This window comes from Alcanivorax limicola (assembly GCF_019931215.1).
Lineage (GTDB): Bacteria > Pseudomonadota > Gammaproteobacteria > Pseudomonadales > Alcanivoracaceae > Isoalcanivorax > Isoalcanivorax limicola.
In genome coordinates this window covers 488,476-499,147 of the sequence record NZ_JAIOUB010000004.1, presented here as the reverse complement: position 1 = coordinate 499,147, position 10,672 = coordinate 488,476, and the positions used below count along the sequence as shown (strand labels likewise).

12 protein-coding genes are annotated in these 10,672 nt (G+C 59.5%); 9 read left to right on the top strand and 3 right to left on the bottom strand.

Annotation, left to right across the window (positions count from 1 at the left end; all coding sequences use genetic code 11):
* The first annotated feature begins 599 nt into the window (after positions 1-599).
* The 7 genes from K8B33_RS15110 to K8B33_RS15080 all read left to right on the top strand — a co-directional run bounded on the left by K8B33_RS15110 (position 600) and on the right by K8B33_RS15080 (position 6,294).
* Positions 600-812, top strand: coding sequence for a hypothetical protein (locus K8B33_RS15110; RefSeq protein WP_223424543.1), 213 nt, complete (start codon positions 600-602; stop codon positions 810-812).
* A gap of 1,190 nt (positions 813-2,002) precedes the next feature.
* Positions 2,003-2,344, top strand: coding sequence for a hypothetical protein (locus tag K8B33_RS15105; protein WP_223424539.1), 342 nt, complete (start codon positions 2,003-2,005; stop codon positions 2,342-2,344).
* A gap of 53 nt (positions 2,345-2,397) precedes the next feature.
* The gene (locus K8B33_RS15100; protein ID WP_223428003.1) at positions 2,398-2,901 is read left to right on the top strand and encodes an RHS repeat domain-containing protein; all 504 of its coding nucleotides are present in this window, start codon (positions 2,398-2,400) and stop codon (positions 2,899-2,901) included.
* Between the two features lie 152 nt (positions 2,902-3,053).
* Positions 3,054-3,668 carry a hypothetical protein gene (locus tag K8B33_RS15095; protein ID WP_223428001.1) on the top strand — a complete coding sequence of 205 codons (615 nt, stop codon included), beginning with the start codon at positions 3,054-3,056 and terminating at the stop codon, positions 3,666-3,668.
* 239 nt (positions 3,669-3,907) lie between these two features.
* Complete coding sequence (locus K8B33_RS15090) at positions 3,908-4,936, top strand: YjgN family protein (RefSeq protein ID WP_223427999.1); 1,029 nt, start codon at positions 3,908-3,910, stop codon at positions 4,934-4,936.
* Positions 4,854-6,089 carry a M48 family metallopeptidase gene (locus tag K8B33_RS15085; protein WP_449697491.1) on the top strand — a complete coding sequence of 412 codons (1,236 nt, stop codon included), beginning with the start codon at positions 4,854-4,856 and terminating at the stop codon, positions 6,087-6,089. The genes K8B33_RS15090 and K8B33_RS15085 overlap by 83 nt, the downstream gene beginning before the upstream one ends.
* Positions 6,082-6,294: an NINE protein gene (locus K8B33_RS15080; RefSeq protein WP_223427994.1), complete on the top strand. Its 213-nt coding sequence runs from the start codon at positions 6,082-6,084 to the stop codon at positions 6,292-6,294. The genes K8B33_RS15085 and K8B33_RS15080 overlap by 8 nt, the downstream gene beginning before the upstream one ends.
* Positions 6,295-6,380: 86 nt before the next feature.
* Here the strand turns inward: K8B33_RS15080 and K8B33_RS15075 are convergent, their stop codons facing one another.
* Complete coding sequence (locus K8B33_RS15075) at positions 6,381-7,106, bottom strand: START domain-containing protein (RefSeq protein ID WP_223427991.1); 726 nt, start codon at positions 7,104-7,106, stop codon at positions 6,381-6,383.
* Between the two features lie 155 nt (positions 7,107-7,261).
* Between K8B33_RS15075 and K8B33_RS15070 the strand changes: the two genes are divergently transcribed.
* Positions 7,262-8,236 carry an alpha/beta fold hydrolase gene (locus K8B33_RS15070; protein WP_223427989.1) on the top strand — a complete coding sequence of 325 codons (975 nt, stop codon included), beginning with the start codon at positions 7,262-7,264 and terminating at the stop codon, positions 8,234-8,236.
* Entirely contained in the window at positions 8,233-9,189 is a 957-nt protein-coding gene (locus K8B33_RS15065; RefSeq protein ID WP_223427988.1) for a metal-dependent hydrolase, read from the top strand. The genes K8B33_RS15070 and K8B33_RS15065 overlap by 4 nt, the downstream gene beginning before the upstream one ends.
* Here K8B33_RS15065 and K8B33_RS15060 read toward each other — a convergent pair.
* Both K8B33_RS15060 and K8B33_RS15055 read right to left on the bottom strand, forming a co-directional pair.
* A complete protein-coding gene (locus K8B33_RS15060; protein ID WP_223427987.1) occupies positions 9,173-9,919 on the bottom strand; it encodes an SDR family oxidoreductase in 747 nt (248 codons plus the stop codon). The genes K8B33_RS15065 and K8B33_RS15060 overlap by 17 nt on opposite strands.
* A 62-nt stretch (positions 9,920-9,981) precedes the next feature.
* Positions 9,982-10,671: a histidine phosphatase family protein gene (locus tag K8B33_RS15055; RefSeq protein WP_223427986.1), complete on the bottom strand. Its 690-nt coding sequence runs from the start codon at positions 10,669-10,671 to the stop codon at positions 9,982-9,984.
* Between the last annotated feature and the right edge of the window lies 1 nt (position 10,672).

The following is a 10,672-nucleotide window of genomic DNA, read 5'->3' as shown; positions in this document are numbered from 1 at the left end:
CAACCGATTGATGTCAGTGAAGCCTTTGATCACTCGGTTGCCAGGACGTGGCTGCGAGCCGAGGACCACGGGACAGCGCGCTTCAGAGATTCTGTGCGGGAGCGCACGGGTAATTCAGCGTCAACCCAGGTCACGGAAGGGATGACTTACGGTTGGTTCGCCGAGATGGTAACGTCTATCCGTCTGGCGGGTGATGCGAATGCACCACAAGGGATGCGCCAGGCTGCCCGGACGGACGCTACGCTAGGTGCGATGCCGTTGCCGCTGGTGAGTAGAGTTACGAGTGGGGCAAGATCGCTAGATGATTTGTCTCGCGCCGCTGGTGCATTAGATCGCGGAGGCTTGTCCGCTGCGGGACGAGCACTTCAGAAGCACGGCAGTCGTTCCGGCAGTGTGTTTCCTGCAGCTCAGGGGAATCCAGCCGCTATTAATCGACAGGGTCAAAACGTTGTTGACGACATTCTGACTGCTCCCGGAAATACAACTGTTACGCGCCATCATGCGCGTTTTGGCAATGTAACTGAGGTCCGAGCACCTGATGGTCGTGGAGTTCGATATGGCGACAGGGGAGAGTTCTTGGGGTTCTTGGAGCCGCGCTTATGACTTTCATCGTAGAAATAGCCAGTAGTCCAGATCGTGATGATTTGGTTGCTGAAATTTGGTGGAACGATCAGATGGTCGCCGAATTGCGTCGATCGCCAGATGGTGGCCGTTATATCGACCTCTACCCGAGCCCTTCACGTGTGCCGTGGTCTTTTAGTCTTGATGATTGGACTAAGGCTGTTGAGGAGGCGAAAAGTCAGCTAGGCTAATGTCACAAGTTGTTAGCCGAGATAAATATACGCATAAAAACTACCGAAAATTCCGGAATTTTGACTTTCGGAATGCAAGAGCTAAGAAGGGCTCTTGCAGAAGGCGGCAAGGAGAGTAAAGTTAAAAGCTATATTTTCAAGAACGAGAAAGGCACTGGAATTGTCTACCTGAACGATTCAGGTGGTAAGGCAATAGGCGCAGTGCTGATTGGAACTTTAGGGAACGAAGAAATCTCATTGGCGAAGTCGAAATCATAGTCACCCACCATTCTCGTTATCGCTGACAAGAAACATGGCTTTGGGCTGACACAAAACACAGCCTCCGGCTGAAAGCCTGTAAGCTCTTTAACAATCCTCGACGCCTCGGGTGTGAGGGCACTCCGGGACGTGCTGGCTGGCAGCGGCGGGGGTGATCTGCCGACAGCGATCATAGTGCGCGAAGCAGGGGAAAGCCCGAGTGCTGCGTTCAGCAGTGCGCGAGACAAGATTGGAGGGCATGCCCCGCCCTCAACCATGTGGGAGTTGTTGCGGCGCCTGAATCGCACGGATGCCGGGCAACCGATTGATGTCAGTGAAGCCTTTGATCACTCGGTTGCCAGGACGTGGCTGCGAGCCGAGGACCACGGGACAGCGCGCTTCAGAGATTCTGTGCGGGAGCGCACGGGTAATTCAGCGTCAACCCAAGCCACGGAAGGGATGACTTACGGTTGGTTCGCCGAGATGGTAACGTCTATCCGTCTGGCGGGTGATGCGAATGCACCACAAGGGATGCGTCAGGCTGCCCGGACGGACGCTACGCTAGGTGCGATGCCGTTGCCGCCTGTGGGTAGAGTTGGAGCGGCGACGAAGAGGGTGGGATACCATGCAACCCATCCTGACGTAGTTCCACTAATTCAGCAGGGCGGGTTTAGAGCGGGGACTGCTCCGGGTCGATTGGGTTCTTCTGGAACATATGTGAATAATACCCGTGCTGGAGCGATTGCTGAGTTCCAGTATCACAATCCGGGTGTGACACCTTCCGTATTGAGAGTTGAATACAGCCCTGGCGTGAATGCTTCTGCGGCTGTGGCGCCAAGAAACTATGTGGAGAATTTTCCTCTCCACAATGTGGATAGTGTGTCGGCTCCGTCCATGCGGCTTCCGGGCACGATGGACACCAATGTTTTAAACGGAAGTGTGAGGATCGTAGAATGAAAAAGGAGAAAGTCAGATGTTGGAAGGTGGGGATGAATGGCGAATTATTCATTACCTACCCAGAAGGGGATATGGGGCACCGCCTCATATGCTGTGGAAATTGCGGTGAAATCCATGCTGTGAACGTAACAAAGCAGCTATACATTGAGCCGGATTTGGAAGAACATCTGCGCAGTGTGATGTGCTCGAAATGTGGTCGACTTCTGGCGGGAAATTGGATGTATTATCCAGAGCATCACATAGATGATGGCGGGAGGGTTTGCAAATTCGAAAGGTCTTATAAAATTCCAATCGATGCTGATTCAGTCGTTGTCGAGTTTCCCGAGGTCTTTTCGTAAAGGGAAAATACACACAATTAATTCAAACCGTAAGTTGCAGGCACAGACCGAGCATGCCTGCGACGGCTCTACTAGTCCGCCGCACCGCCCGCCGGCTGCTGGATACGAACCTCGGCGCACTGGCCAGCGAAGCCTATGCCTACGACGCCAACAACAACCTGCTGAGCGTGACAGAAACCCTGACCGCAGAAGGCGGCGCCGCCCGGACCACCGCCTACCGCTACGACCGCTTCGACCGCCTGATCCACCAGACCGACCACTTCGGGCAGACGGTCAGCTACAGCTACGACGACAACGGCAACCGCACCCGCCTGCTGTCCTCCGCCGGGCATGTCACTCAATACCGCTACGACCGCCGCAACCGCCTGAGCAGCGTCGCCACCCAGGATGGCGAGACCCGCTACAGCTACCGCCGCACTGACCAGCTCAGCGGCATCGCCTACCCCCACGGTGGCGTGAGTGATTACAGCTACAACGCGCGACCACCTGCGCGAAATCACCCAGGGCGGTTCCATTCTGGGCCAGTTCCTCTGCGACTACCGGGGCCTGCGCACTGAGAAACAGTGTCAACCAACGTTGCAAAAAGGGTTAGCCCAAACGGGGCATACAGGCCGCAATCCCCATGATCTATCCTCCTGACTTACTTTAGTCAGATCAGGAGGAATGCACGATGCCGTTCCGGATGCGATGCCAGAGGGAAAATCATGCGGTGCGCCATGCGTCGCTGGGTCTGCTTGTGTGTGCCATTGCTGCCTGCGGTGGTGGCGGGAGCGGTAGCGGCGGCGGGTCGTCGGCGCAGGTATGCCCGGAGGCTACCGGGACTTACAGTGTCGGGGATCGGGGCCCCGCCGGTGGCTGGATATTTTATGTGGATGGCGATGACAGCCATGATTTCGACTATCTGGAGGCGGCGCCGGAGAATATTACCGACAACGGCGGCACTACGGTGCTCTATACGTGGGCGAGCAGCTATGGCGGCGCGTTCCTGATCGGCAGTACCAGTGAGGCAATAGGCAGCGGCGAGGGCAACACGCAGCGGGTGGCAGATGCCTTGACGAATGATGGTCAGAGTAATCGCGCTGCGCAGCGCACGCTTGCTTATGAGCATCACGGTTGCACGTGGTTTTTGCCGTCCAAGGATGAATTGAATCTGATGTATGTGAATCTGCATCAGGCAGGCCTCGGTGATTTCCCGGGCGGGTTTTACTGGAGCTCTTCGGAGGGGGCTGCCGATGGGGCCTGGGCGCAGGCCATGACGATTGGCGCGCAGCAGTCTCAGCTCAAGGCCAATGCCAATCAGATCAGGGCAGCGCGCGCTTTTTGATCGCGCGCTGATTATCTGCTGACCATCTGCTGAGATAGAGACGCATCAACCTGTGACGTGTGCATCATCCCCGTATTTTGTAAGTCACGGCTTACAGCCATATTCAAAAGATCGCATTATACTGCGCTCTGCCCCGGGGGGCTTTCGAGCAAATGGGGCAGAGGGAGGCAGATGGCGCTGTGCCAGCAGCACGGGTTGTCTGCTTGTATAAGAAGGAAATAATAACGGGGGGATCTGCCATGAATGATCACGGCAACCCGACGCCTGCGCGGCGTCTCGCTTATCTGGGCTCCGGCATGGAGCTGTTTCTCATTTTTCTGGTTAATACACTGCTCAAGGTGCTGACCCTGGGGATCTATCATTTCTGGGCCAAGACGCGGGTGCGCCGTTATCTGTGGACCAACACGGAGTTTGACGGGGAGCGGCTGGAATATACCGGCACCGGAGGGGAGCTTTTCGTCGGCTTTCTGCGTGCCCTCGCCATAATGGTTGTGGTGATGCTGGCGCTGTATGCGCTGCTGCAGGTCTCGGAAATACTGGTCGGGCTGGTGGTCGTGCTGGCGTATCTCTTCTCGCCCGCCTTTATCGGCATGCTGATTTTTCTGGCGCAGCGTTATCGGTACAGCCGTACCCGTTTTCGGGGTATTCGTTTCGGCCTGCAAGGCAAAGCCATTGATTACGGGTTCAAGTTTTTCGGCTACAGCCTGCTGGTGGGTCTGACGCTGGGGATCTACAAGCCGTACATGAGCACCCAGCTGTCCAGCTATCTGCTGAACAATACCTGGTTCGGCAGCCGTCAGGCGGGCTTTACCGGGCAGGGCGGTGATCTGATAGGGCGTTTCATGCTGGCCTATGGTCTTACGGCGGCCGGCATGATTATCGGTGTCATCCTGCTCTTCTCGGGTCTGGAGCCGGCGCTGATGATTGTACTGACAGTTGCCATAACCCTGGGCGTGATGCTGGCCTGGTACTGGTATAGCGTTGAAGAAATGCGTTACGTCGTCAGCCATACATCGCTGGGCGATATGCGTTTTGCGCTGCAGGCCAGTCACGGCCAGATGTTCATGCTCTCTTTCACCAATCTGCTGTTGATCGTTCTCACGCTGGGTCTGGCCTATGCCTGGGTGACCGTGCGCACGCTGCGCTTCATGGCCTCGCACATGGCGGTCAGCGGTGAACTGGATTATGCCGTCATTCTGCAGACGCAAGAGCAATCGGATGCTCTGGGCGAGGGTATGGCGGAGCTGGCTGATATCGGCGCGCTGTGACCACCGGGCTGTGACCGCCGGGATGATACACGGGCTCTGGTACGACGGGATGTCCGCGGCGCGCACCGAGGTTGAGGTGCGCGTTGTGGGGCGCCAGCTTGCCCTGCTGGCAATCGGCACGGGCTATACGCTGCACAGCTTGCCGATAGAGCAGTTGAGGCTGGCTGACGACGTCTACCCGGGGCAACCCCTGCGCCTGTATAGCCTCAAGCAACCCGATGCACGGCTGGTCGTGGCGGACCACAGTCTGCTGGCGGCGCTGCGCAAGGTGCATCCCGGGCTGGGGCGCGGTGGTTTCCGGCGCAAGTATCTGGGTGGCATGTCGCTGGGCCGGCGCTTTGTGCTGGTGGGCGGTTTTACGCTGGTGTGTCTGGTGGGGCTGGCGGCCTCGGTGCCCTATCTCGGTGAAGAGGCCGCAGCGGCGATGCCCGCGCAGTGGGAACGCGCAATGGGCGAGAAAATCGCTGCGCATATCACGCGTGACACGGGCACCTGCACGGATGAGCCGGGCACCGAAGCGCTGGCGCGGCTGGTCTCGCATCTCGCTGTGCGCAACGGGTATGACCCGGATTTTGTGGTGCAGGTGATGGACGCTGCCATGGTTAATGCGTTCGCCGCCCCCGGCGGGCAGATCATGCTGACCCGGGGGTTGCTGCGTGATGCCGAAAACGCCGAGGAAGTGGCGGCGGTACTGGCCCATGAAATCGCGCACTCGATTCTGCAGCATCCGACCCGTGCCATGGGGCGGGCGCTGGGGTATCGACTGGTGTTCGCCACGCTGCTGGGCGATGCCTCGAGTGTGGCGGGTATGGCCGGGCAAGCGGGGGAAACACTGCTGAATCGCTCTCACAGTCGCGAGGCTGAGCTGGAAGCGGACCGCATCGCGTTGGAGATACTCAATAACGCAGGTGTGGACAGCCGGGGCCTGGCGACGTTCTTCGAGCGGCGGCAGAAGGCGCGGCTGTTCAGCGGGCCTCGTGGCAGCGATATCCTGAGTACCCATCCTTCTTTTCCGGCGCGGGTAGCGCAGGCGCAGGTCTATCAGCGCGAAGGGATGGCGGCCATGGCGCTTGCTGACTGGCAGGCCTTGCAGGGCATATGTAATAACGGAAAAACAACATCAACTGAAGAAGGGAAACACGACCATGAGTGAAAAACGCATTCTGCCAGCATTTCTGCTGTGCTTTTTTCTGGGTGTGCTGGGGGTTCACCGGTTCTATGTGGGCAAGGTGGGTACGGGGGTTCTGCAACTGCTGACATTGGGCGGGCTCGGCATCTGGGCGCTGATCGATTTCATCATGATCATCGTCGGCGCCTTTACCGACAAGCAGGGCAACAAGATTACCGAGTGGACCTGATCCGGTAATCGCCTTGTAGTAATAGCCTTTTTCCAGAAGCCCTGCGGCGCATGCGCCGCAGGGCTTCTGTATTCAGGGCTTCTGTATTACAGCCGGGTGCTGGCGCGGTGATTCTCCGGGAATATCAGCGTCGGGCTGCCGGGCAGGGAGACGGGAAGCTGTTCAGGTGATGACAGCTGATAGTCGTCTTTTTCCATCTGCTCACTCATGCCTTCCAGTGTCTGCAGCGGCGCACGGGTGGACACAAAGTTCGACAGCCAGGCCGGGATGGCGCCACCGGGATTGACCAGGGTCTGGAAGGTGATGCGCGTCCAGCCATCACTCAGCGGTTCGAAGCGGAACACATTGTTCAGTGCCGGAATGCGCACATACCCGCGTTGCTCTTCAAGCACGTCATCGGTGGCCGTGGAGTGTACTGTCACGGCATGGGTATCCGGGTCCTGTTCATAGTGGCTGCGCACCAGCACGTCGCGATCCGATACCGGCCAGATGCCGCGAATCATCACGCGGGCATGTTCCCCGCCCCATTCTTCCTCACGCATCTCCGTGCCCTTGCACTGAAACACCCAGTTGTCGAAGTTGGCCACGTCGCTGATGACTGCCATGACGGTCACCAGGGGGTGCGGTACCTCGACAATGCCACGGAACTGCTTGATCGGTGTGCCGTCGACGGGGCGCACATAGGTGGCAACGTCGCCGCGCTCGCGGGCTTCGCGGATCTGTTCCCACTCTGCGTCGTCCGCCAGGGTCTGAAGCGGGAGCAGCAGCATCAGGGCGATCAGTGAGGCAAGCCGTTGGCGTGTGCGCAGCATTGTGGGGTCTCCGTAACTTGAAAGGAGCACTACTGTGCCAGAGCTGCCACAGTCGCGTGAAGACTCAATTGGCCGCAGCGCCGGGCGCTCGGGCCACCCTTACATCGTCTAATGGCGCTATATTCACTGTAATGAACTGATGAACGAGGCAGCCGATGATGCAACAGTTTCGTATCGACGCCGATGGCACCGGCCTGCATGCGCGGGCGTGGGGCGATGCGCGCAACCCGGCGCTGGTGCTGGTGCACGGATACCCGGACAACCACAGTGTCTGGCGCCCGGTGGCGGAACAGCTGGCGGCGCAGTTTTATGTGGTGGCCTACGATGTGCGCGGCGCGGGCGAATCCGATGTGCCGGCGGCACTGCGGGATTACCGCATGCCGAGACTGGCGGCGGATCTGGCGGCGGTGGTGGATGCGTTGCTGCCGGGGCGGGATTTTCATCTGGCGGCCCATGACTGGGGTTCTATCCAGAGTTGGGAGTCGGTGACCACCGGGCCGCTGAAAGCGCGCATCCTGTCCTACACCAGCCTGTCGGGCCCTTGCCTGGACCATGCGGGCTACTGGATGCGGGATCGGCTGGTTAGCCGGTCCCTGGCGCGGCAGCGCGCGGCCCTGCGGCAGCTGGCCAGTTCCTGGTACATCGGCTTGTTCCAGTTGCCGGTGCTGCCGGAGCTGGTCTGGCGTAGCGCCATGGGGCGGCTCTGGCCGAGGTTCTTGCATCGTGTCGAAGGGGTCGCCGAGTTGCATCCGAACCCGACGCAGGGCCGGGATGGCCGCTACGGCGTGCGTCTTTACCGCGCCAATTTCCGCAACAAGATGCTGCGCCCCGAACTGCGCTATGCCGCCTGCCCGGTGCAATTGGTTGTGCCGACGCGGGATAACTATGTGGGCGCCGCACTGTTCGAGGACCTGCATCGCTGGGTGCCGGAGCTGTATCGTCGCGACATTGATGCCGGGCACTGGGTGCTGCTGAGCGACCCGGCACTGATCGCCACGACGCTTGCAGAGTTTGTGCGGGCGGTGGAGAACGGCACGCAGGCCGAGGCGTTTGCCCGTCTGCGGGTGACGGCTGAAACGGCGCCTGTCCCCGGTATGCATAAAAACAGGATTGAGGGGGCTGCATCATGACCCTGGGTGCATCGTCCACACGTACAGCGTCTTCCACCAACACCCGCCATCGTCTGCAAGCGCGGCGTGTGGCGTTTGATCTGTCCCGCTCGCCCTTGCACTGGATACCGGGTGATCCGTTGTCGAGTCATCTCATTAACGGGATCAATCTGTTGTTGCCGGCGGGCGAGCTGTGGTTTTGCCGGGTCTATAACCAGGCACTGCTCCATATCACTGATCCGATCCTGCGCGAGGATGTGCAAGGGTTTATTCGTCAGGAAGGCATGCATGCCCAGGCGCACCGCAAAGCGGAGCTGTGGCTGCAAGAACAGGGTATGGATGTGAGCACCTATCGGCGCCGGGTGGATTTTGTTTTTCAGCAGTTGCTGGGGGATGCACCGCTGGGGCTGAAGCCTTTGCAGCACCGCTGGCTGGCCCGCCATTGGTTGATCGCGCGGGTGGGCATCGTGGCCGCTATCGAGCACTTCACCGGCTTGCTGGGTGACTGGTGCATGAACAGTGACAGTTGGGACAAGGCGGACCCGGTGGTGGCGGATCTGTTTCGCTGGCATCTGGCCGAGGAAGTGGAGCATCGCTCCGTGGCCTTCGATCTGTATGCGCATTTGTGTCGCACGCAGACCGGCTTTTATCTCAGCCGGCAGGCGCTGATGGCCCTGGTATTCCCGCTGTTTCTGCAGTTCATCGCCGAGGGCGGCCGCAGCCTGGCCGGGCAGGACCCGGACCCGGCCGTGCGCAAGCTGGCGCGGCGTACTACCGCACGCATTCTGCTGGATATCGAGCGCATTGGTCGGCGCAATGACAATGTGCCGACCTTCAGCCTGATTGCGCGGCGCACCCTGCGTTGGGTCGCGCCGGGCTTTCATCCGGAAAGCGAGGGCGATACCGCACAGGCCATGGCCTATATCGCCCGCTCCCCTGCGGCTACCGCGGGGGCGCTTAACCGAGCTTCTTGACCAGACCCAGAGGCAGGTTGCGCATCAGGAAGCCGACAGCCACCCAGGGCCATGCAGGGACGCAGGCGCTGGGGGTTTCTTTTTCGATGGCTTTGACCAGCAGGCGGCAACCGGTTTCGGTATCCACCATGAAGGGCGTGTTCTTCACTTTCTCATTGATCTCCGAGCGAATATAGCCGGGATAAAGGGTGCTGATCTTGATTGGCTTGCCGAGCATTTCAGAGCGCAGGCCTTCTGCCAGCGCGGCGACGCCAGCCTTGGTGGCGGCGTAGGTGGTGAGATTCTTCGGCATGCCACGCATGGCGCTCATGGATGAAATCATCACCAGATGGCCGTTGTTCTGGTCGCGGAAAATTTCCATGGCGGCTTCGCACTGCGCCAGCGCGGCCACAAAGTTGGTTTCGGCAGTCTGGCGATTGGCCCAGAAATAACCGGTGCCCAGTGGCTGGCCCTTACCCATGCCGGCATTGACGATGATGCGGTCCAGTGAGCCGAGTTCGTGGCGGAATTCCCGGAATACCTCGAAGACCTTGTCGTAGTCGAGCACATCCAGGGCTTTCAGCACGACCTTGATGCCGGGGTGCTTTTGCAGCAGTTCATCGCGCAGGGCTTCCAGGCGTTCCACGCGCCGCGCGCACAGTGCCAGGTTATAACCTTTGGCGGCGAATTCCCGCGCCATGCCTTCGCCCAGGCCAGAGCTGGCGCCGGTGATCAGAATATTCTTGCTCATCATGTCTCTCGTTTCAGTCTGCAATGTATTAATCAGTGTGTCGGCGATAAGTTAACGATAAGTCAACGATAGCTCAGCAGATGCTGATGCTCGCCTTCAAAGTGACTGTGTTCATTAAAGGTGCTGAGGAAGCTGCCGCTGCTGCCGAATACCACTTTGGTGACCGTGGCGTTGGCAATGATGCGATTGAGTTTTTGCCACTCGGCATCGGGCATTTGCCACAGCTGCTGGACCACGGTGCTGATGACACCGCCGGAGGTATAAACCAGCGTGTTCTTGGAGCGTCCGCTGTCGATCAGTTCGCGCAGGCCGGCGCTGATGCGCTGCTGGAACGCGGGCCAGGCTTCCTTGTATTCCGGGTCATGGCGGCCACTGGTCCAGCGTTGCAGCGCCTCCTCGAACATGGCCTGGAAGGCGATGCGGGGTTTCAGGGTGCGCGCCAGATCGGCCAGCATCAAGGCGCGGCTGGCATACAGCGGTTTGTGACGCACGATCAGGTCTTCGTGGTCGTACTCGTTCCAGCGCGCATCGGTTTCCCAGGCATTGCCCTGGCCCATGGGCGCGAGGCTGTAGTGGGCCGTCTGGCGATGGCGTTTCATGTCACCGCAGATAACCCGATCGGGTGTGCCGATGCGGGTGCGCAGCGCCTCGCCAAGGCGCTCCGATTGCTCGATCCCCATGGGGGACAGCTGGTCGTAATCACGTTTGCCCGCCGAGGCCTGGCCATGGCGGATCAGATAAATAGCACCCATA